20 protein-coding genes are annotated in these 22,285 nt (G+C 60.0%); 12 read left to right on the top strand and 8 right to left on the bottom strand.

Going from position 1 to position 22,285, the window contains the following annotated elements:
* Positions 1-448 precede the first annotated feature (448 nt).
* Entirely contained in the window at positions 449-1,744 is a 1,296-nt protein-coding gene (gene gbcA / locus CKW19_RS08410; protein WP_053163079.1) for a glycine-betaine demethylase subunit GbcA, read from the bottom strand.
* A 283-nt stretch (positions 1,745-2,027) separates the two neighbouring features.
* Here gbcA and gbcB point away from each other — a divergent pair, with 283 nt between their 5' ends.
* Positions 2,028-3,128: a glycine-betaine demethylase subunit GbcB gene (gene gbcB / locus CKW19_RS08420; protein ID WP_095057484.1), complete on the top strand. Its 1,101-nt coding sequence runs from the start codon at positions 2,028-2,030 to the stop codon at positions 3,126-3,128.
* Between the two features lie 129 nt (positions 3,129-3,257).
* Here gbcB and CKW19_RS08425 read toward each other — a convergent pair whose 3' ends face one another.
* On the bottom strand, positions 3,258-4,082 hold the full coding sequence (locus CKW19_RS08425; protein WP_095057485.1) for an NAD(P)-dependent oxidoreductase: 825 nt from the start codon (positions 4,080-4,082) through the stop codon (positions 3,258-3,260).
* Positions 4,083-4,245: 163 nt separating this feature from the next.
* Complete coding sequence (locus CKW19_RS08430; RefSeq protein WP_095057486.1) at positions 4,246-5,286, bottom strand: low specificity L-threonine aldolase; 1,041 nt, start codon at positions 5,284-5,286, stop codon at positions 4,246-4,248.
* Positions 5,287-5,429: 143 nt separating this feature from the next.
* On the opposite strand from CKW19_RS08430, the gene CKW19_RS08435 reads away from it, so the two are divergent.
* From CKW19_RS08435 to fdhA, 8 genes are all read left to right on the top strand, one after another.
* Positions 5,430-6,146 (top strand): TraX family protein, encoded by a 717-nt coding sequence (locus tag CKW19_RS08435; protein ID WP_256580308.1) that lies wholly within the window; start codon positions 5,430-5,432, stop codon positions 6,144-6,146.
* A gap of 283 nt (positions 6,147-6,429) precedes the next feature.
* Positions 6,430-7,683, top strand: a complete 1,254-nt coding sequence (glyA, locus tag CKW19_RS08440; protein WP_053163070.1) for a serine hydroxymethyltransferase — start codon at positions 6,430-6,432, stop codon at positions 7,681-7,683.
* Between the two features lie 23 nt (positions 7,684-7,706).
* A complete protein-coding gene (locus CKW19_RS08445; protein WP_007980419.1) occupies positions 7,707-8,957 on the top strand; it encodes a sarcosine oxidase subunit beta in 1,251 nt (416 codons plus the stop codon).
* Between the two features lie 15 nt (positions 8,958-8,972).
* Positions 8,973-9,302, top strand: a complete 330-nt coding sequence (locus tag CKW19_RS08450; protein ID WP_095057488.1) for a sarcosine oxidase subunit delta — start codon at positions 8,973-8,975, stop codon at positions 9,300-9,302.
* Positions 9,299-12,316: a sarcosine oxidase subunit alpha gene (locus CKW19_RS08455; RefSeq protein ID WP_095057489.1), complete on the top strand. Its 3,018-nt coding sequence runs from the start codon at positions 9,299-9,301 to the stop codon at positions 12,314-12,316. Before CKW19_RS08450 ends, CKW19_RS08455 begins: the two co-directional genes overlap by 4 nt.
* A 142-nt stretch (positions 12,317-12,458) precedes the next feature.
* Entirely contained in the window at positions 12,459-13,091 is a 633-nt protein-coding gene (locus tag CKW19_RS08460; protein ID WP_095057490.1) for a sarcosine oxidase subunit gamma, read from the top strand.
* A gap of 133 nt (positions 13,092-13,224) precedes the next feature.
* Positions 13,225-14,082 (top strand): formyltetrahydrofolate deformylase, encoded by an 858-nt coding sequence (gene purU / locus CKW19_RS08465; RefSeq protein WP_007981374.1) that lies wholly within the window; start codon positions 13,225-13,227, stop codon positions 14,080-14,082.
* 201 nt (positions 14,083-14,283) lie between these two features.
* Entirely contained in the window at positions 14,284-15,483 is a 1,200-nt protein-coding gene (gene fdhA, locus CKW19_RS08470) for a formaldehyde dehydrogenase, glutathione-independent (protein WP_095057491.1), read from the top strand.
* 55 nt (positions 15,484-15,538) lie between these two features.
* Here fdhA and CKW19_RS08475 read toward each other — a convergent pair whose 3' ends face one another.
* Positions 15,539-16,624 (bottom strand): RHS repeat-associated core domain-containing protein, encoded by a 1,086-nt coding sequence (locus CKW19_RS08475; protein WP_095057492.1) that lies wholly within the window; start codon positions 16,622-16,624, stop codon positions 15,539-15,541.
* Between the two features lie 225 nt (positions 16,625-16,849).
* Here CKW19_RS08475 and CKW19_RS08480 point away from each other — a divergent pair, with 225 nt between their 5' ends.
* The gene (locus CKW19_RS08480) at positions 16,850-17,404 is read left to right on the top strand and encodes a DUF2780 domain-containing protein (protein ID WP_095057504.1); all 555 of its coding nucleotides are present in this window, start codon (positions 16,850-16,852) and stop codon (positions 17,402-17,404) included.
* 1 nt (position 17,405) lies between these two features.
* Here the strand turns inward: CKW19_RS08480 and CKW19_RS08485 are convergent, their stop codons facing one another.
* A complete protein-coding gene (locus CKW19_RS08485) occupies positions 17,406-18,293 on the bottom strand; it encodes an acyltransferase (RefSeq protein ID WP_095057493.1) in 888 nt (295 codons plus the stop codon).
* A gap of 278 nt (positions 18,294-18,571) precedes the next feature.
* On the opposite strand from CKW19_RS08485, the gene CKW19_RS08490 reads away from it, so the two are divergent.
* Together CKW19_RS08490 and CKW19_RS08495 are read left to right on the top strand one after the other, a co-directional pair.
* A complete protein-coding gene (locus CKW19_RS08490; RefSeq protein ID WP_159953417.1) occupies positions 18,572-19,078 on the top strand; it encodes an ATP-dependent zinc protease in 507 nt (168 codons plus the stop codon).
* A 702-nt stretch (positions 19,079-19,780) separates the two neighbouring features.
* Positions 19,781-20,131 carry a DUF6124 family protein gene (locus CKW19_RS08495; RefSeq protein ID WP_095057495.1) on the top strand — a complete coding sequence of 117 codons (351 nt, stop codon included), beginning with the start codon at positions 19,781-19,783 and terminating at the stop codon, positions 20,129-20,131.
* A gap of 127 nt (positions 20,132-20,258) precedes the next feature.
* On the opposite strand, the gene CKW19_RS08500 is transcribed toward CKW19_RS08495, so the two are convergent.
* The 3 genes from CKW19_RS08500 to CKW19_RS08510 are packed head-to-tail and all read right to left on the bottom strand — an operon-like array spanning position 20,259 to position 22,251.
* Positions 20,259-20,888, bottom strand: coding sequence for a glutathione S-transferase (locus CKW19_RS08500; RefSeq protein ID WP_095057496.1), 630 nt, complete (start codon positions 20,886-20,888; stop codon positions 20,259-20,261).
* 56 nt (positions 20,889-20,944) lie between these two features.
* Complete coding sequence (locus CKW19_RS08505) at positions 20,945-21,124, bottom strand: hypothetical protein (RefSeq protein WP_095057497.1); 180 nt, start codon at positions 21,122-21,124, stop codon at positions 20,945-20,947.
* The gene (locus CKW19_RS08510) at positions 21,121-22,251 is read right to left on the bottom strand and encodes a PepSY domain-containing protein (RefSeq protein WP_095057505.1); all 1,131 of its coding nucleotides are present in this window, start codon (positions 22,249-22,251) and stop codon (positions 21,121-21,123) included. Before CKW19_RS08510 ends, CKW19_RS08505 begins: the two co-directional genes overlap by 4 nt.
* Between the last annotated feature and the right edge of the window lie 34 nt (positions 22,252-22,285).

Consider the following 22,285-nt stretch of genomic DNA (forward strand, 5'->3'; position numbering starts at 1 on the left):
AACCGCGGCTTTCAGCGGTTTTCCACAGCATCGAGTAAGTTGCCCCCAAAGTCTGTTGGCCTTTCTGTGGATAAGGTGTTTGCCATACGCCACAGGCCACGGTTTACGTGGCCTGCAAAGAGTTGTTCAAAATATGATCAGTCGCCACTGAAAACCCTGGTTCTGAATAAGTCACGGATTTTCTTTGGTTTTTGTGGAGAAAGTTTTCAGAGTGTCCACACTTGTCCCCATTTGCTGTGGGTGGAGGTGTGGATAACTTGTTTGCGGAAGGCTGAGAGGCGCGGGCCGTATAGCGCGGAAGGGAATAGATCATATTTCGTACAGTTCTAAACGCCTGTAGGAGCAAGCTTGCTCGCGATGGACGTCAACGATAACGCTGGCAACCTGACACCCCGCGGCGTTCTCAGGTCCATCGCGAGCAGGCTCGCTCCTACAGGGGGCAGTGGAATCAGCCTTGGACGGGCACACCTTTGAGATACGGCGCAGGCTCGGCCCCCAGGTTGCTCAGCAGGCGTTCGCTGTACCAGTCCACAAAGTTCACCACACCGAACTCATAAGTCTTGGAGTAAGGCCCCGGCTGGTAGGCGGTGGAGTTGATCCCGCGCTGGTTCTCTTCGGCCAGGCGACGGTCCTGGTCGTTGGTGGCGTCCCAGACCTGGCGCATGCGGTCCACGTCATAATCCACGCCCTCGACCGCGTCCTTGTGCACGATCCACTTGGTGGTGACCATGGTTTCCTGGGCGCTGATCGGCCACACGGTGAACACGATGATGTGGTCGCCCATGCAGTGGTTCCAGGAGTGCGGCAGGTGCAGGATGCGCATCGAGCCCAGGTCCGGGTTCTTGATGCGGCCCATGAGTTTGGCGCAGCCCTGCTTGCCGTCCAGGGTCATCGACACGGTGCCCTTGAGCAGCGGCATGCGCACGATGCGGTTACGCAGGCCGAAGCTCGCGTGGGCGTATGGGATCTTCTCGGCGTCCCAGGCCGCGGCGGAGGCGGCGACGTGGTCCTTGAAGGCCTGGTCGGCGCGTGGATCGGTGACGTCGTCCCATTCCAGCAGGGTTTTCAGCAGTTCCGGGTGCGACGCGTTGCAGTGGTAGCACTCGCGGTTGTTTTCCAGTACCAGTTTCCAGTTGGCCTTTTCCATCAAGGTGGTGGTGATCGCCACCTTGGTGTTCTCCATGTCGTACGGTTCCATGTAATGGCTGAGCGTCGACAGGAAGTCATCGATGGCCGGCGGGTTCTCCGCCAGGCTGATGAAGATGTAGCCGCCGGCGGTTTTCACGTTCACCGGTTTGAGGCCGTACTGCTTCATGTCGAAGTCGGCGCCCATTTCGGTGCCGGCGAACAGCAGGCGGCCGTCGAGTTCGTAGGTCCACTGGTGGTAGTGGCAGACCAGTTTGGCGACCTTGCCCTTTTCGCTGGTGCACAGGCGCGAACCACGGTGGCGGCAGACGTTATGGAACGCATGCACCACACCCTCGGCGCCACGGATCACGATGATCGGGTTCTTGCCGACCTGCAGGGTCAGGTAGTTGCCCTTGGTAGGGATTTCGCAGGTCATGCCGGCGATCAACCACTCTTTCTGAAAGATTTCCTGCATGTCGATATCAAACAGGCGCTCGTCAGAGTAGAACGGCTGCGGCAGCGAGAACGTGCGCTCGCGCTCTTGCAGCATCTGCGCGGTGGCCTTGCGTGCGGGTTCCAGCGGATCGCCCAGGCTCAGGGTAGTAGTGACGTCCATCGATTCAGTCCTCATGGCCATTCTGTGTGGCCGGCGAAATGTGGCTACGGTTGTGCGACGCAAGACAAAAAACAGCAGTTCTCTGTTGAAGCGAGTGTGGGGCCGGCGCAGGCCAGAACCTTATCCATGGGCGACATGATGCAATCTGTTCCCGACGCGCAACCCCCGGTCGTTGGGGGCTGGTCGCGATAAGCATGTCAATGTCGCAGATAGGTAAACGGCTGGTTCGCGCTATACGCAGAATCGCCAACATGAAGGCCGACAGTCGGCCGTGGAGATCAGCATGTCCAACACCTTCCTGAACCCGGTAACCACCCAGACCTGGGCCAATGGTCGACACATCGTCCGTTGCGTCAAAGTCATCCAGGAAACCTGGGACGTGCGCACCTTCTGCTTCATGGCCGACCAGCCGATCATGTTCTTTTTCAAGCCGGGGCAATTCGTCACCCTGGAGCTGGAAATCGAAGGCGAGCCGATCATGCGCTCGTACACCATTTCCAGCTCGCCGTCGGTACCCTACAGCTTTTCGGTGACCATCAAGCGTGTGCCCGGCGGTCGGGTTTCCAACTGGTTGCACGATACCCTGCACGAAGGCCAGGAGCTGGCGGTACACGGCCCGGTCGGGCTGTTCAATGCCATGGATTTCCCGAGCCCGAAAGTGCTGTACCTCAGCGGCGGCGTCGGGATCACGCCGTGCATGTCCATGGCACGCTGGTTCTATGACACCAACGCCAACGTCGACATGACGTTTATCCACAGCGCCCGCTCACCGAAGGACATCATCTATCACCGCGAGCTGGAACACATGGCGTCGCGGATCGACAACTTCAGCCTACACCTGATTTGCGAGAAGCACGGCCTGGGCGAGCCTTGGGCCGGTTATCGCGGTTACCTGAACCACAAGATGCTGGAACTGATGGTTCCGGACTTCCTCGAGCGGGAAGTGTTCTGCTGCGGCCCGACGCCGTACATGCACGCGGTCAAGCGCCTGCTGGAAAACGCTGGCTACGACATGAAGCGTTACCACGAGGAGTCCTTCGGTGCGACACCACCGGAGGCTCGTGCCGATGCAGTGGAGCAAGCCGAACAAGCGGCCGATGCGCCGGAAGTCGATGCGGCTGATTTGCATCAGGTGGAGTTCACCGCGTCCGGCAAGAGCATTCGCGTGGTGCCGGGCGAGACCGTGCATGCGGCGGCGGCCAAGGTCGGTCTATTGATCCCGAAAGCTTGCGGCATGGGGATCTGCGGGACCTGCAAGGTGCTCAAGCTCGGCGGCGAGGTAGAGATGGAGCACAACGGCGGGATCACCGAGGAAGACGAAGCCGAAGGGTACATCCTGTCGTGCTGCAGCGTGCCGAAGGGGGATGTGCGCATCGAGTTCTGACGGTCACGCAATAACCCTTGTGGGAGCGAGCCTGCTCGCGATGAACCTGAGAACGCCGCGGGTTGTCAGGTTGCCAGCGTTATCGTTGACGTCCATCGCGAGCAGGCTCGCTCCTACAGGGGAGGGTGTTTAGTCGACAAACAAGTCTGTCATCAGTTTGTCGCTGCTGTCCGGCGCGAAGCGGTAGTGGTCGAACTCGGTCACACCGCTTTCCCGCAGAATCTCCTCATCGATCAGCAACCGCCCGGTCAGGCTGCGTCCGCTGCTGCTCAGAATGACGTGGGCCGCATCCGCCATGATCGCCGGCGTGCGCGCATGCTTGAACGACTCCCGCGACCCCAGCTGAAACTCGATGGCGGCGGTGGCAATCATCGTCTGTGGCCACAGGGAGTTGACGCTGATCCCGTAGTTCTTGAATTCCTCGCTCATGCCCAGCGTCAGCATGCTCATGCCGTATTTGGTGACGGTGTAGGGGCTGTATTGGGCGAACCATTTGGTCGCGAGGTTCAGCGGCGGGGACAGGTTGAGGATGTGACCGTTGGACTTCTTCAGGTACGGCAGGGCGGCCTGACTGCACAGCAGCACCGCGCGGGTGTTGATCTGGTGCATCAGGTCAAAGCGCTTGAGTTCGAGGTGTTGAACACCGGTCAGTTTGATCGCCCCGGCGTTGTTGATCAGTGCGTCGATGCCGCCAAAGTGTTCGTTGGCCTGGGCCAGCGCTTCGCGCACGGCGTCTTCTTCACGGACGTCCACTTGCAAGGCCAGCGCCTTGCCGCCTGCGGCTTCGACTTCCCGGGCCACGCTGAAAATTGTCCCCGGCAGCTTGGCGTGGGGCTCGGCGCTTTTGGCAGCGATCACGATGTTGGCGCCATCGCGTGCGGCTCGTAGCGCAATCTCGCGGCCGATGCCACGGCTGGCGCCGGTGATGAACAGGGTTTTGCCTTGCAATGACATGCTGACGCTCCTGATTATTGTTATGTGAGCGGGGAGGCTCGACAAACAATGTAGACCATGAGCGCGCATTGCCTCTGTAGGAGCCGGCTTGCTGGCGATCCAGGCGACGCGGTGTCTGGTCGGCCGTCATCGCTGGCAAGCCAGCTCCTACAAAAGACGGGTGTCAGGCGGACATCACTTCACGAATATCTTTGGCCAATTCCCGCACCCGCTCTTCCTCGGTATCCCACGAGCACATGAAGCGTGCGCCGCCGTTGCCGATGAAGGTGTAGAAACGCCAGCCCTTGGCCGTCAGTGCGGCGATGGCCGGTTCCGACAGTTGCAGGAACACGCCGTTGGCCTGCACCGGGAACATCAGCTCTACGCCGGGAATGTCGCTGACCAGTTCGGCCAGCAGTTGCGCGCAATGGTTGGCGTGGTTGGCGTATTTGAGCCAGGCGTCGTTTTCCAGAATCCCGACCCACGGCGCCGACAGGAAGCGCATCTTCGAAGCCAGTTGCCCGGCCTGTTTGCAGCGATAGTCAAAGTCTTCCGCCAGCTTGTGGTTGAAGAACAGAATCGCCTCGCCCACCGCCATGCCGTTTTTCGTCCCGCCGAAGCACAACACGTCGACACCGGCCTTCCAGGTCAGGTCAGCCGGCGAGCAGCCGAGGAATGCGCAGGCGTTGGAGAAGCGTGCGCCGTCCATGTGCAGGTTCAGGCCCAGCTCTTTGCAGGTGACGCTGATGGCGCGGATTTCGTCCGGGGTGTAGACGCTACCGACTTCGGTGGCCTGGGTCAGGGTCACGACGCGGGGTTTCGGGTAGTGGATGTCCTGGCGCTTGAGCGCGACCTCGCGGATCGACTCCGGGGTCAGCTTGCCGTTTTCAGTGCGGGCGATCAGCAGTTTGGAGCCGTTGGAAAAGAATTCCGGGGCGCCGCATTCGTCGGTTTCGACGTGGGCGGTTTCCGAGCAGATCACGCTGTGGTAACTCTGGCACAGCGAAGACAGGGCCAGCGAGTTGGCGGCGGTGCCGTTGAAGGCGAAGAACACTTCGCAGTCGGTTTCGAACAGTTTGCGGAAATCGTCGGAGGCGCGGGCGGTCCACTCGTCGTCGCCGTAAGCGCGTTGATGGCCATGGTTGGCCTGTTCCATGGCCGCCCAGGCTTCAGGGCAGATGCCGGAATAGTTGTCGCTGGCGAATTGTTGGCTCTTATCGGTCATGGCCTGCTTCCGTAGTCGGAACGCCTATGGTGAAGCGTTCCGTGGTCAATGAGGGTGCGCACTTTACCCAAGATCGTCAGGAGCGCACACGGGATGTTGCTGTCGGGAAAATACACAATCGAAGGGCGATTATGCACGCGACTATGCACTTAAAGCAGCGCGACGGGGCACTGGATCTGCTCAAGTGGCTGGCGCTGTTGTGCATGGTGCTCGATCACCTGCGATATGTCGGCTTTAGCATCGATCTGTTGTATGTGCCGGGGCGTCTGGCGTTTCCGTGGTTTTGCCTGGCGATGGCAGCCAATCTGGCGCGCAAGCCTGCGGTGGTGAACGGCGGGCAATGGCGCTATCTGGGTTGGCTGTTGCTGTTCAGTGCGGTGAGTGAAATTCCTTACCGGATGTTTATTCCCAATCCGGACACGTTCAATGTGCTGCCGACGCTAACCCTTGGCCTGCTGGTGGCGCGGGGCTGGCAGCAACCGACCCTGCAATCGCGTCTGTTGGCGGTCGGCGCCTTGCTTTTGGCAGCGCTCTTTTCCCAGCGGGTGATGTTTGGTTTCTTCGGTGTTTTGTTGCCGCTGGTGTTGTTGTGGGTGATCCACCGTCCCTGGTACTTCGCGCTGATGGCGGGGCTAATCTGCCTGGCGTGCAATCAATGGCAGGTGCTGTATTTCTCCGTTCGACTGGGCAATGGCGTGGCGATGGCGGCGGTCGCCACGTGTCTGATTGCGCCATGGCTGGGGCTGTTCTTGTTGCGACATGCGAAGAACGTAAAAGCACCGCCGATGCGGCGCTGGGCGTATGCGTTGTATCCCGTGCATTTCCTGCTGTTGCTGGCACTGCGTCAGGCCATCGCATAACCCTGTAGGAGCTGGCTTGCCAGCGATTGTGGCGGGCCTGCCGATATCAATGCCGGATGTGCTGCCCCATCGCTGGCAAGCCAGCTCCTACAAGGGATCTGCGTTGAATTGATAGTTGTGTTCGGCCAGCCATTTCTTGCCATGTCGTAAACGCACCTTTGCGTGGCGCCCGTAGGCATTTGATCTCTCCAAGCCAGTCATACCATCGCTATCAAAGGGCACTGCCGAAACGCCGGTGCCTTACCGAGACGAATGGCGCACTGATGCCGCTGGGAGAGACGCGATGTTCAGCAAGCAAGACCAGATCCAGGGTTACGACGATGCACTGCTGGCGGCGATGAATGCCGAGGAGCAACGTCAGGAAGATCACATCGAGCTGATCGCGTCAGAGAACTACACCAGCAAGCGCGTCATGCAAGCGCAGGGCAGCGGCCTGACCAACAAGTACGCCGAAGGCTATCCGGGCAAGCGCTACTACGGTGGCTGCGAGCACGTCGACAAAGTCGAGGCGCTGGCCATCGAACGCGCCAAGCAACTGTTCGGCGCCGATTACGCCAACGTCCAGCCGCACTCCGGTTCTTCGGCCAACAGCGCCGTGTACCTGGCATTGCTGCAAGCTGGCGACACCATTCTGGGCATGAGCCTGGCCCACGGTGGTCACCTGACCCACGGCGCCAAAGTGTCGTCCTCGGGCAAGTTGTACAACGCCGTGCAGTACGGCATCGACACCAAGACCGGCCTCATCGATTACGACGAAGTTGAGCGCCTGGCCGTCGAGTGCAAGCCGAAGATGATCGTTGCCGGTTTCTCGGCTTATTCCAAGACTCTCGACTTCCCGCGTTTCCGCCAGATCGCCGACAAGGTGGGTGCGCTGCTGTTCGTCGACATGGCCCACGTGGCCGGTCTGGTTGCCGCCGGTCTGTACCCGAACCCGCTGCCTTACGCCGATGTGGTCACCACCACCACCCACAAGACCCTGCGCGGTCCACGGGGCGGCCTGATCCTGTGCAAGTCCAACGAAGAGATCGAGAAGAAACTCAACGCCGCAGTTTTCCCGGGCGCCCAGGGTGGCCCGCTGATGCATGTCATCGCCGGTAAAGCGGTGTGCTTCAAGGAAGCGCTGGAGCCTGGCTTCAAGACCTACCAACAACAAGTGATCGACAACGCCCAGGCCATGGCCGGCGTGTTTATCAAACGCGGCTACGATGTAGTGTCCGGCGGCACCGACAACCACCTGTTCCTGGTCAGCCTGATCCGTCAGGGCCTGACCGGCAAAGAGGCGGACGCAGCACTCGGTCGCGCCCACATCACTGTGAACAAGAACGCTGTCCCGAACGATCCACAGTCGCCGTTCGTGACCTCCGGCCTGCGCATCGGCACCCCGGCGGTGACCACCCGCGGCTTCAAGGTGGCCCAGTGCGTGGAACTGGCCGGCTGGATCTGCGACATCCTCGACAACCTCGGCGATGCCGATGTCGAGGCCAATGTTGCCCAGCAAGTGTCGGCACTGTGCGCGGACTTTCCGGTTTATCGCTGAGCGCGGTTTTGGAGTAAATGACTATGCAACGCTACTCAGGTTTCGGCCTCTTCAAACACTCCCTCAGCCACCATGAAAACTGGCAGCGCATGTGGCGCACGCCGACCCCGAAAAAGGTCTACGACGTGGTCATCGTTGGCGGTGGCGGACATGGTCTCGCCACGGCTTACTACCTGGCCAAGGAGCACGGCATCACCAACGTGGCCGTGGTCGAGAAAGGCTGGCTGGGCGGCGGCAACACCGCACGCAACACCACCATCGTTCGCTCCAACTACCTTTGGGACGAGTCGGCGCACTTGTACGAACACGCGATGAAACTGTGGGAAGGCCTGTCCCAGGACCTGAACTACAACGTGATGTTCTCCCAGCGCGGCGTCTACAACCTGTGCCACACCCTGCAGGACATCCGTGATTCCGAGCGTCGGGTCAGCGCCAACCGCCTCAACGGCGTGGATGGCGAACTGCTCGATGCCAAGCAGGTGGCCGACGAGATTCCGTACCTCGACTGCTCGAAAAACACTCGCTACCCGGTGATGGGCGCGACCGTCCAGCGTCGCGGCGGCGTGGCTCGTCACGATGCCGTGGCGTGGGGCTTTGCCCGTGCCGCCGACGCCCTCGGCGTGGACCTGATCCAGCAGACCGAAGTGATCGGCTTCCGCAAGGAAAACGGCGTGTGCATCGGCGTTGAAACCAACAAGGGCTTCATCGGCGCCAAGCGCGTCGGCGTCGTGACTGCCGGTAACTCCGGGCACATGGCCAAGCTCGCCGGTTTCCGCCTGCCGATCGAATCCCATCCGCTGCAAGCGCTGGTGTCCGAGCCGATCAAGCCGATTATCGACAGCGTGATCATGTCCAACGCGGTGCACGGCTACATCAGCCAGTCCGACAAGGGCGACCTGGTGATCGGCGCCGGTATCGACGGCTACAACGGCTACGGCCAGCGTGGTTCGTACCCGGTGATTGAGCACACCATCCAGGCCATCGTCGAGATGTTCCCGGTGCTGTCCCGCGTACGCATGAACCGTCAGTGGGGCGGCATCGTCGACACCACGCCGGATGCCTGCCCGATCATTTCGAAAACCCCGGTTCCGAACATGTTCTTCAACTGCGGTTGGGGCACCGGTGGCTTCAAGGCCACGCCTGGCTCGGGCAACGTATTTGCCGCGAGCCTGGCCAAGGGTGAAATGCACCCATTGGCCGCACCTTTCTCCATCGACCGTTTCCACAACGGTGCGTTGATCGATGAACACGGCGCTGCGGCCGTCGCCCACTAACAGGAGAAATTTCCTATGTTGCATATCTTCTGTCCTCACTGCGGCGAACTGCGCTCCGAAGAGGAATTCCACGCATCCGGCCAGGCGCACATCCCGCGTCCAATGGACCCGAATACCTGCACCGACGAGGAGTGGGGCGACTACATGTTTTTCCGCGATAACCCGCGCGGTCTGCACCACGAGCTGTGGGATCACGTCGCCGGTTGCCGCCAGTACTTCAACGTCACCCGCGACACCGTGACCTACGAGATTCTCGAAACCTACAAGATCGGCACCAAGCCACAATTCACCGACAAGACCGATAGCCCGAAAGCGGCCAGCACGGCTCTGGGAGAGAAGGTATGAGCCAGATCAATCGCCTGTCCAACGGCGGACGGATCGACCGCAACAAAGTCCTGACGTTCACCTTCAACGGCCAGAGCTACAAAGGCTTTGAAGGCGACTCGCTGGCCGCTGCTCTGATCGCCAACGGTGTCGACATCATCGGTCGCAGCTTCAAGTATTCCCGTCCCCGCGGCATCTTCGCAGCCGGCGCTGAAGAGCCGAACGCGGTGCTGCAGATCGGCGCCACCGAAGCCACGCAGATCCCGAACGTGCGCGCCACGCAACAGGCGCTGTATCAGGGCCTGGTCGCCACCAGCACCAACGGCTGGCCGAGCGTGAACAACGACATGATGGGGATTCTCGGCAAGGTCGGCGGCAAGCTGATGCCACCGGGTTTCTACTACAAAACCTTCATGTACCCGCAATCGTTCTGGATGACCTACGAGAAGTACATCCGCAAGGCTGCTGGCCTGGGCCGCTCGCCGACCGAGAACGATCCGGACACCTACGACTACATGAACCAGCACTGCGACGTGCTGATCGTTGGTGGTGGCCCGGCGGGTCTGGCCGCTGCTTTGGCGGCTGCACGCAGCGGTGCCCGTGTGATCCTGGCTGACGAACAGGAAGAGTTCGGCGGCAGCCTGCTCGACTCCCGCGAAAGCCTCGACGGCAAGCCTGCGATGGAGTGGGTGGCCGGTGTCATCGACGAACTGAAGAACACCCCGGACGTGCTGCTGTTGCCGCGCGCCACGGTCAACGGCTACCACGACCACAACTTCCTGACCATTCACGAGCGCCTGACCGACCACCTCGGTGACCGCGCACCGATTGGCCAGGTGCGTCAGCGCATTCACCGGGTCCGTGCCACTCGCGTGGTGCTGGCGACCGGCGCTCACGAGCGTCCATTGGTCTACGGCAACAACGACGTACCGGGCAACATGCTCGCCGGCGCCATCTCGACTTACGTGCGCCGTTACGGCGTGGCACCGGGCAAGAAACTGGTGCTGTCGACCAACAACGACCACGCCTACCGCGTGGCGCTGGATTGGCTCGATGCCAGCCTGCAAGTGGTGGCCATCGCCGACGCCCGCAGCAACCCGCGTGGTGCGCTGGTGGAAGAGGCTCGCGCCAAAGGCATCCGCATCCTCACCGGCAGCGCCGTGATCGAGGCCCGTGGCAGCAAGCACGTGACCGCTGCCCGCGTTGCCGCCATCGATGTGAAGGGACATAAAGTCACCAGCCCGGGCGAATGGCTCGACTGCGACGTGGTTGCCAGCTCCGGCGGTTATAGCCCGGTGGTTCACCTGGCTTCGCACTTGGGCGGCAAGCCGATCTGGCGCGAAGACATCCTCGGTTTCGTACCGGGTGAAGCGCCGCAGAAACGCGTGTGTGTCGGTGGCATCAACGGCGTTTACGGCCTTGGCGATTCGCTGGCCGATGGTTTTGAAGGCGGCGGTCGCGCTGCTGCCGAAGCCGGCTTCCAATCGGTTGAAGGCGTGTTGCCGAAAGCCCTGAGCCGTCTTGAAGAGCCGACGCTGGCGCTGTTCCAGGTGCCACACGAAAAGAACACCGCACGGGCACCGAAGCAATTCGTCGACCTGCAAAACGACGTCACCGCTGCCGCCATCGAACTGGCGACCCGCGAAGGCTTCGAGTCGGTCGAGCACGTCAAGCGCTACACCGCGCTGGGCTTCGGCACCGATCAGGGCAAGCTCGGCAACGTCAACGGCCTGGCCATCGCTGCCCGCTCGCTGAACGTGACCATCCCGCAGATGGGCACCACCATGTTCCGCCCGAACTACACGCCGGTGACGTTCGGCGCCGTGGCCGGTCGTCACTGTGGGCACATCTTCGAGCCGGTGCGTTACACCGCACTGCATCAATGGCACCTGAAAAACGGCGCCGAGTTTGAAGACGTCGGCCAGTGGAAACGTCCTTGGTACTTCCCGAAATCCGGTGAAGACCTGCACGCCGCGGTCAAGCGCGAATGCAAAGCCGTGCGCGACAGCGTCGGCCTGCTCGATGCTTCGACCCTGGGAAAGATCGACATCCAGGGCCCGGATGCGCGCGAGTTCCTCAACCGCGTCTACACCAACGCCTGGACCAAGCTCGATGTGGGCAAGGCGCGTTACGGCCTGATGTGCAAAGAAGACGGCATGGTCTTCGACGACGGTGTGACGGCTTGCCTGGCGGACAACCATTTCGTCATGACCACCACCACCGGCGGCGCGGCTCGCGTACTTCAGTGGCTGGAGCTGTACCACCAGACCGAATGGCCGGAAATGAAGGTGTACTTCACCTCCGTCACCGACCACTGGGCGACCATGACCCTGTCCGGGCCGAACAGCCGCAAGCTGCTCGCTGAAGTCACGGACATCGACCTGAGCAGCGAAGCTTTCCCGTTCATGACCTGGAAAGAAGGTCTGGTGGGTGGTGTGCCGGCGCGGGTATTCCGGATTTCGTTTACCGGTGAGCTGTCGTACGAAGTCAACGTGCAAGCCGACTATGCGATGGGTGTATTGGAGAAAATTGTTGATGCTGGCAAGAAGTACAACCTGGCGCCATATGGCACCGAAACCATGCACGTGCTGCGGGCCGAGAAGGGCTTCATCATCGTCGGTCAGGACACTGACAGCTCGATGACCCCGGACGACTTGAACATGGGCTGGTGCGTCGGTCGCACCAAACCGTTCTCGTGGATCGGCTGGCGCGGCATGAACCGTGAAGACTGCGTGCGTGATCAGCGCAAGCAACTGGTGGGCCTGAAGCCGATCGATCCGAACAAGTGGCTGCCGGAAGGTGCGCAACTGGTGTTCAACACCAAGCAAGCCATCCCGATGACCATGGTCGGTCACGTGACTTCCAGTTACCTGCACAACTCCCTGGGCTATTCGTTTGCCATGGGCGTGGTCAAGGGCGGGTTGCAGCGGATGGGCGAGCGCGTGTTCGCACCGCTGGCCGACGGCAGCGTGATCGAGGCGGAAATCGTGTCTTCGGTGTTCTTCGATCCGAAGGGCGAACGCCAGAACGTGTGATTGCCGGATGTCCGTAGGAGCCGGCTTGCTGGCGATGAACGATAACGCGGTGCATCTGATACACCGCGTCGTTTGGATCGCCAGCAAGCCGGCTCCTACAGGAGGCAACCGCACCATCAACAGAATTCAGGAAAGGTGCTTTATGACCGCAGCCAATGTTTACCAACAACGCCCAACCACCGGGGCCAAGGCCGAGTCGTCGTTGCATCACGCCGACCTCGCCAGCCTGGTGGGCAAGGGTCGCAAGAGCGCCGGTGTCGTCGTGCGCGAGAAGAAACTCCTCGGCCACCTGACCCTTCGTGGCGATGGTCACGATGCCGCATTCGCCGCTGGCGTGCTCAAGGCCCTGGGCATCGAACTGCCGGGTGCACTGAGCGTCATCGTCAAAGGCGAAACCAGCCTGCAATGGATGGGACCGGATGAGTGGCTGCTGATCGTGCCGACCGGTGAAGAACTGGCCGCCGAGCAAAAACTGCGCGCAGCGCTGGGTGATCTGCACATTGCAATCGTCAACGTCAGCGGCGGCCAGCAACTCCTCGAACTGAGCGGCCCTAACGTGCGCCAGGTATTGATGAAGTCCACCAGCTATGACGTGCACCCGAACAACTTTCCGGTGGGCAAAGCCGTCGGCACGGTGTTCGCCAAGTCGCAACTGATGATCCGTCACACCGCCGAAGACACCTGGGAACTGCTGATCCGCCGCAGCTTCTCGGATTACTGGTGGCTGTGGTTGCAGGATGCTTCTGCCGAGTACGGGCTGAGCGTTCAGGCTTGAGATTTATCGCCGGCAAGCCGGCTCCTACAGGATTGATGTCGGTCTTGAGAGCGACGTGAACCCCTGTAGGAGCTGGCTTGCCAGCGATCAACCGCGCAGCGGTTGCCATTCAACGAACAGGAGTCACCGCACTATGAGCCGCGCCCCAGACACATGGATCCTGACCGCCGACTGCCCCAGCGTGCTCGGCACGGTGGACGCGGTGACCCGCTTTCTGTTCGAGCAGGGCTGCTACGTCACCGAACACCATTCCTTCGATGACCGGCTCTCGGGCCGTTTCTTCATTCGTGTGGAATTCCGCCAGCCTGACGGTTTCGACGAGCAGTCCTTCCGCGCGGGCCTAGCCGAGCGCGGTGAAGCCTTCGGCATGATCTTCGAACTGACCGCGCCGAACTACCGGCCGAAAGTGGTGATCATGGTCTCCAAGGCCGATCACTGCCTCAACGACTTGCTCTATCGCCAGCGCATCGGCCAATTGTCGATGGACGTGGCTGCCGTGGTCTCCAACCACCCGGACCTCAAGCCGCTGGCCGACTGGCACCAGATTCCGTACTACCACTTCCCGCTGGACCCGAACGACAAGCCGTCGCAAGAGCGCCAGGTGTGGCAGGTGATCGAAGAGTCCGGCGCTGAACTGGTGATCCTTGCGCGCTACATGCAGGTCTTGTCGCCGGAGCTGTGCCGCAAGCTCGATGGTAAGGCGATCAACATTCACCACTCCCTGCTGCCCGGTTTCAAAGGCGCCAAGCCGTATCACCAGGCCTACAACAAGGGCGTGAAACTGGTGGGTGCTACCGCGCATTACATCAATAACGATCTCGACGAAGGGCCGATCATTGCCCAAGGCGTCGAGGCGGTGGATCACAGCCATTACCCCGAGGATCTGATTGCCAAGGGGCGGGATATCGAAGGGCTGACCCTGGCGAGAGCCGTTGGCTATCACATCGAAAGAAGGGTTTTCCTCAACGCGAATAGAACGGTCGTTCTTTAGATCGCTATCGCTGGCAAGCCAGCTCCTACAGGGGTTTGTGTCGTTCACAAATAGTGGGTTCGCTCCGAATCAATGTAGGAGCTGGCTTGCCAGCGATGAGGTCCTTAAAAGCAACACAAGAAACAGCATCTATACCCGAGCACTCAACGCGCTGCCTGCCTGGGCAACGCGGTTCCATAAAAACAACAGCGAGGTGAAAGCATGTCTGGCAATCGTGGTGTGGTGTATCTCGGCGCTGGCAAGGTCGAAGTACAGAAAATCGACTATCCGAAAATGCAGGACCCGCGCGGCAGGAAGATTGAACACGGTGTCATCCTGCGTGTGGTTTCCACCAATATCTGTGGCTCCGACCAGCACATGGTGCGCGGCCGTACCACGGCGCAAACCGGCCTGGTGCTGGGCCACGAGATCACCGGCGAAGTGATCGAGAAGGGCAGCGACGTCGAAAATCTGAAAATCGGCGACCTGGTATCCGTACCGTTCAACGTGGCTTGCGGGCGCTGCCGTTCCTGCAAGGAAATGCACACCGGCGTCTGCCTGAGTGTCAACCCGGCGCGTCCTGGCGGTGCTTACGGTTATGTCGACATGGGCGACTGGACCGGTGGCCAGGCCGAATACGCCTTGGTGCCCTACGCCGACTTCAACCTGCTGAAACTCCCGGACCGCGACCGGGCCATGGAGAAAATCCGCGACCTGACCTGCCTCTCCGACATCCTGCCGACCGGTTACCACGGCGCTGTGACCGCAGGCGTTGGCCCGGGCAGCACCGTGTACATCGCCGGCGCCGGTCCGGTTGGTCTCGCAGCCGCCGCTTCAGCTCGTTTGCTCGGCGCGGCGGTGGTGATCATCGGCGACGTCAACACCGTGCGCCTGGCTCACGCCAAGGCCCAGGGTTTTGAAATCGCTGACCTGTCCCTCGATACCCCGCTGCACGAACAAATCGCCGCGCTGCTCGGTGAACCGGAAGTGGATTGCGCCGTCGACGCCGTAGGCTTCGAAGCCCGCGGCCACGGCCACGACGGCGTCAAACACGAAGCCCCGGCCACCGTGCTCAACTCGCTGATGGGCGTAGTACGTGTCGCTGGCAAGATCGGCATCCCCGGCCTCTACGTCACCGAAGACCCGGGCGCCGTCGACGCTGCCGCGAAAATGGGCAGCCTGAGCATCCGCTTCGGCCTCGGCTGGGCCAAATCCCACAGCTTCCACACCGGCCAGACCCCGGTCATGAAGTACAACCGCCAGTTGATGCAGGCGATCATGTGGGACCGCATCAACATTGCTGAAGTGGTGGGTGTGCAGGTGATCAGCCTGGATCAGGCGCCGGAAGGTTATGGCGAGTTCGATGCGGGTGTGCCGAAGAAGTTTGTGATTGATCCGCATAAGTTGTTTAGTGCGGCGTAGTTAAACTAAAAAGGGCTACATCCATGTCGCCCTTTTTATTTTGTTATCGAATGAGTCAAAATGGAGCTTCGGAAGCTCTCGGCAGTATCGGTTTTCTCTGTTTTTCAAGCATTCTTATTGATATGGATTTGTAGGATATCTCACTCATAATAATTTCCATTTCATTGAGTTTGCGATGTGTTAACCCACCTTCTCCCATAGTTCTAAAACGGTAATGGTGCCCTGGCCGCATAGAGGTGAAGTTATTAACGTGCACCGCGAATACTTGAGGTGTGCCATTTGCTGTATAGCTTGCTGCTACTTCTGAGAAGTCGATGGCAGTTTGTTTGGTGGGGGCTACGTAGAACCCCTTTCCACCGCTTAGACCGCCCACACTATCCATATGCTTGGCGTCAATTCCTGCGATTAAACTGGCAGCGTTCTCTTTTGTCGAACCATGATATCCAATAAATGATGCTTTTTTGGAAACGGAAGCATCAAGAGCTTGTTCCTGGCGGGGTAAATAAGTGACTGAACGACGCCTCGAAACTGGAAGGGAACTAAATTGGCTTTCGATTTTTGTGCGCTTGATGGCTGTAGTGAGGTTTTTTGCAAGCAACCCCCAGCCACCGGCGTGTCCGGTGGGATCCAAGTAGTTAACAGGATCCCCCTCACAATACCCATACGCATTCAACCCTCCCTCCCCAAACGGACTCCAACTGTCCGGACTGTTAAACCGCATCAACACCGGGTTAAACGTCCGATAGCCATTCCCCAACAAGTAATATCCTGTAACCGGGTCCGGCCGTTCGCCGTTGAAGCCGAGCAGGCTGAGCAAGCCGTTGCCAGGATGGCGGTGACCGTAGGGCGAGTAGGCGAGAGGATGAGGGCGAGTTGCATCGAGTACGTTCAACACTGAACGCTGCTGATCTGTGGCAAGCAAGCGCGTTTGCGCTGTACCGTTCTGGCGCTGTTGCTGCGCCAGCAATTGATCGTCGTGCTGCATGATCGAACACTGCCGCGCCCCTTGAATCTCAGTGGCGAGGCGATCTTTCACGTAGAAGCGCTGAGCATCGCTCTGCGCTGAAGGTGTGCTGACAACCAGTCGATCCAGCGGGTCGTACCGGTAGCGGCAAAGCAGTGTTTCGCGGTTGGACGACATGCTCACGTACTCCCGAAGAGTCAATTCATTCAAGGTTTAACTTGTCGCCCAATCCGCCAACACTGCCTACTAGCAGAACTGATAGTGGCGCAGTGTTCTCACGGGCTCGGCACAAGCAGACAGAATTCACTTCAGCCTGAGGAACATGTGGGCGTAACCCCGGTCAAACCGGCAGTTTTACCGCTCTTCAACCGGGCGGTTTTCATGGTGCAAGAGGATGTCTGGATGAAGATTTCACGCGGTATTGCACTGGCTTCGCTGTTGGCCTTTTCCGCCACCCCAGTCTTCGCACAGTTCAGCCTGAACGATGCGGCCAACGCCATTTCGGGCATGCAGGGTGGCAACGCGGCTACCGAAGCGGCGCCTACTTCGCAAACGGCAGATCTGCTGGGCGCACTCACTCAATTGAACATCACCCCGCAGCAAGCCGTCGGCGGTGCCGGCGCGATGTTGGGGCTGGCGAAGAATCAGTTGAGCTCGACCGATTACTCGGAACTGGCCAAGAGTGTGCCCGGGATCGACAAGTTGTCGGGCGGCGGCGAGTTGGGTGCGTTGGCCGGGCTACTCGGCTCCACCGGCAAAGCCGCTGGGCTGGACAACGCCTTGGGCAACGTCAAGGACACAAGCGACCTGAACAACGCCTTCAGCGCCCTGGGCATGGACACCGGCATGATCGGGCAGTTTGCGCCGATACTTCTGCAATACCTCGGTCAGCAGGGTGTCGGCGGTTCGTTACTGAGCAGCCTGGGCAGCATCTGGGGCACCGGTACCGGCGCTTGATTCAAATGTGCTCGGCGCGCAAAGCGTCGATGCGCTGGTCCTTTTCGATCCAGAGCTGGTTGACCCAGTTCTGGATATTCTCGCGAAACAGCGAATCGTTTTCGTAATCGCCCTGCCACAGTACAGGGTCGAGCTCGCGGGTCTTGATGTCGATGACTACCCTCGGCACGTTGCCGCTGATCAAATCCCAGAAACCCGGAATCGTCTGCTGCGGGTAAACCACCGTCACATCCAGAATCGCGTCCAGCTGTTCACCCATCGCCGCCAAAACAAACGCCACGCCACCGGCCTTGGGCTTGAGCAGGTGGGTGAACGGTGATTGCTGATGAGCGCGTTTGGCCGCCGTGAAACGCGTACCTTCCAGATAATTGACCACAGTGACCGGCTGACGCTTGAACAGTTCGCAGGCCTGTTGGGTGATTTCCAGATCCTTGCCCGCCAGCTCCGGATGCTTGGCCAGGAAGGCCTTGCTGTAGCGCTTCATGAACGGGTAATCCAGCGCCCACCACGCCAGGCCCAGGAAGGGCACCCAGATCAGTTCTTTCTTGAGGAAGAATTTGAAAAACGGCGTGCGCCGGTTGAGTGTCTGGATCAGCGCGGGGATGTCTACCCACGATTGATGGTTGCTGATCACCAGATACGACGTGTCGCGACGCAGATCGTCACCGCCGCGGATGTCCCACTGGGTGGGGATGCACAGGCGGAAAATCAGCTTGTCGATTTCGGACCAGGTCTCGGCGATCCACATCACTGCCCTTGAGGCGTTGTCGCGAAAGCGGCCGGGCAGGACCAGTTTGAACAGGGCAAACACCAACAGCGGTCCGATCAGGACCAGGGTGTTGAGCAATAGCAGAAGGGTGACGAAACAGCCGGTGAGCAGGCGGCGCATAAGTAACTCTTGAAATCATCTGGGCGCGCCATGATAAGCAGCTTCGGGCGACAGGCCAAATCGATGGGTGACGAATGTTTCACTTTTGGCCGGGTATGCTTGGCGCAAGCATTGTGTTGAATGTGCTGGCCACATCGCGAGCAAGCTTGCTCCTTCAGTAGATTGGGGCGGCGCAAAACCCTGTAGGAGCGAGCCTGCTCGCGAAGCAATCTCCGGGCGAACGAATGGCTCGCGAGCTGTCTAAAACCTCGCCCTCAATTTCCAAGGAACCCCACTACGTGAAATCCCTCCTTGCATTGCTCACCCTCATCGCCCTGCCGGTCATGGCCGCGGAGCCAACCCTGTACGGGCGCTACGAATACATCGCGCTGCCGGAAATCGGCGGCGAAGTGCTCAAAGCCAAGATGGACACTGGCGCGCTGACAGCGTCACTGTCGGCCAAAGACATCGAAACCTTCACCCGCGATGGCGAAGACTGGGTACGTTTCCGACTCGCCACCAAAGATGCAAGCAACAAGGTCTACGAGCACAAAGTTGCACGGATCAGCAAGATCAAGACCCGCTCCGAAGAGGACGAGGATGAAAGCGAAGTGGTCGCGCCCACCAAGCGTCCGGTGGTCGATCTGGAATTGTGCCTGGGCAACGTCAAGCGCACGGTTGAGGTTAACTTGACGGACCGTAGTAGCTTTAATTATCCGTTGTTGATTGGGGCCAAGGCGTTGCGTGAGTTTGGGGCTGCGGTGAATCCGGCGAGAAGGTTTACGGCGGATAAGCCGGATTGTTGATTAGCGTCGAGTTGATTTAGTTGAGCGAGCAACTGTTGATCGTGCTGAAAGATGTTCCGCCGAGCGTTGCCCTGGATCTCGGTGACTAATTGGTCTTTGCAATTAAACCGCTGGATGGTGTGCTGATGAAGCACTGTGCAACCATTCTGACGATCCAGCGGATCGTAGTGATAACGACACAAAACGGTTTTCCTGGGTGAACTGGGCATGAGCTGAACTCCGTTCAAGGTCCGGATGGCAGGATCTTGAGCATCGGAGTTTTTTCAGCGGCTGCCTACTATCAGATCTGATAGGGCGGCGGCCCTCTGTTCACGGCTGAAGTGGAGGGGCCGCACAGGTAACTTCGCTCGTCGAAAGTAAGTTTTCCCACAGAAAAAACTCGCCTCCTACAGAGCCAATCCCTTCCTTTTGCAGGACGCTTCCTAGATTATTTCGCACGCTTGCGCCGACAGATTTGCGTGCCTAGTCTTCGTCCGTCACTGCTCATCAGTGATCGGGTTTAGTAGCCCGCATCAATAGGCGCAAAGCGTTTCATGCTCATGCCCGGCAACTTTGCCGGTACTGAATATGGCGGCTGTGCGTGGGGCATCTTCGGGTGCACCGGGTTTCCTATTGACCGGCCTACTAACCTGCGCACAGCTGCCACCTATCGTTTAGTAGGCGAGAAGTGTCCGCTCCTACGCAGCAATAGGAGAAACACCGATGAAACGGCCAGTCCCCGATCCACCTTCCCATTCAACCGAAAACGACGAACTGTGCAGAGACCGCTCCGCACTCTACCGGGCAATCGATTTCTACCTGACCGGCGAACAACCCTCGGCACCGGATGAACTCCGGTTCTACAACGTCAGCAATGACGTGAGCTTCGAAGACACCCAACTCTACGTCGCCGACCTCCTGCGCTGCGCCTCGGTCACGGCCTATCAGTGCGGCGACCACCTCAAAGGCGCAGACAGGGCCATGGTATTTTCTATCTGGCATTTGCTGGAAATCGCCAAGGCCATGGTTGATCGGTCGATTGATTGCTTGGGGATGAAGCAAACGCGGGACTGATTCGATGAGTTGGTTTTCTTTGATAGTGCTTGTGGATGGCTGAACTCCGTTCAAGGTCCGGATGGCAGGACCTTGAGCATCGGAGTTTTTTCAGCGCTTGCCTACTATCAGAACTGCTAGGGTCGCTTCAAACTTTCGGCATCGTCGCGATCATCGATGGCCGCTGACTGACCTCGAAATACCAGGCCGCCAGCTGCGGATTCGCCGTGCGCCAGTCCAGATCCGGATGGCGCAGGTCTACGTAACCCAGGGCACACGCCACGCTGATGGCGGCCACGTCGAAGTGGCTGGTCAGCTCGGCAATCGCGTCTTTTTCCAGCAACGCCAGGGCGCGGCGGATTTTGTCGCGCTGGCCGTCGAGGTACGCGTCCCAGTGTTTTTCCGGGGCGCGCAGGACGACTTCGTAGCGCACCAGCACGGCGGCATCCATGATCCCGTCGGCCAGGGAGGCCAGGTTAAGACGGCGCCAGCGGGCCGAACCTTCGCGGGGGATCAGCGGGTTGCCGACGTGCTGATGGTCGAGGTAATCGAGGATCACCCGGCTGTCGTGAATGATGTTGCCATCGGCCAGACGCAGCGCGGGGATTTTGCTCAGCGGGTTGTCATTGATCAGCGTCAGGTCCGGATCGACCGGCGTGAGCACGCAGTTCTGCAACGCCACGCGGTCCTGTTGACCGGTCTCGTGCAGCATCACCATGACTTTGCGGACGAAGGGGGAAAGGGGGTTGTGGTACAGGGTCATGCTCGGGGCGGACATGGCAGCGTCTCGATCGGTGGGCATTGTCGGGCAGCATAGCGCGTTCCTACAAAAAATCAGCGGCGTTGCAGGAGGCCGCGCAGGCCCAGGATGGCCGGGATGCCAAGCCCCACCCAGCTCAGCGCATCCCACACACCATCGCCCAACAATGCGGCAAACAACCCCGCCGCGCTGAACAGGGCGATGACAGTGGGGGTGGCGAAGACCTTCCAGAAATTTGACTGCCGGCGCTTCATGCCACGCTCTCCGCTTTTTCCAGCACCGGTTTCGTGGCCCTGCGGCGCACCACCCACAGGTAAACCCCGCTGCCGAGCACGATGATGGTCAGCACATCGAGGGTCGCCCAGAGTATCTGCATCGGCATGCCGCCGTAGTCACCGAAGTGCAACGGCTGCGACATGCCCATGACGTCCATGTACCACGGGCGCTCGACCACGGCGGTGACTTGCAGGGTGCTGGCATCGATCAGTACCGGCGTCAGCAGGTGCGAGGTCAGGTGCGTGCTGCCCTTCATGAACACCGCGTAATGGTGCTCGCTGGAAAAACGCGTGCCGGGGAAGGCGATGAAGTCCGGCTGCATACCCGGCGCGACTTCCCTGGCGATGTCGAGCAAACGGGTGGCGGGCGCCAGTTCTGTGAGCGGCGGTGCATCGCGATAGGGCGCGATCATCGCGGTCAGTGTGTCGTTGCGCCATGCGGCAATCAGCAAGTCCGCGCAGGCACTGACGACACCGGTCACGCCGACCACCAGCGCCCACGTCAGCGTCACGACACCGATCAGGTTGTGCAGATCGAGCCAGCGCAGGCGGGTGGATTTGTCCTGCCGCACGGTGGCGAATTTCAAGCGGCGCATGAACGGCAGGTACAGCACGGTGCCGGAGACAATCGCGACGACGAACAGAATCCCCATGAACGCCAGCAGCAACTTGCCCGGCAATCCGGCGAACATGTCCACGTGCAGACGCAGCATCACCATCATGAAGCCGCCGTTGGCCGAGGGCATCTCCAGCGCTTCGCCGGTACGGGCGTCGAGCATGAAGGTGTGGGACGAATTCGGTTCGGTACCCGCGGTGGGTGCCATGATTGCGATGGCGGCGTTGGGTTCGTCCTTTTCATAACCGAAGTACTGCACGACTTCGCCAGGACGATGTTTTTCCGCAGCCTGCACCAATTGCTGCAGGTTCAACTGCGGGGTGTCTGCCGGCATGACTTTCAACTCGGCGGCATCGCCCAGCAAATGGTCGATCTCGTGGTGGAAGATCAACGGCAGGCCGGTCAATGCCAGCATCAGCAGAAACACGGTACAGATCAGGCTGGTCCAGGTGTGGACAGCGGACCAGCGGCGAATTGTTTTACTTTTCATTTCATAGCCTTCAGAAAAACCAAAGCCGTCCACG

This window comes from Pseudomonas sp. Irchel s3f7, from assembly GCF_900187615.1.
Classification (GTDB): Bacteria; Pseudomonadota; Gammaproteobacteria; order Pseudomonadales; family Pseudomonadaceae; genus Aquipseudomonas.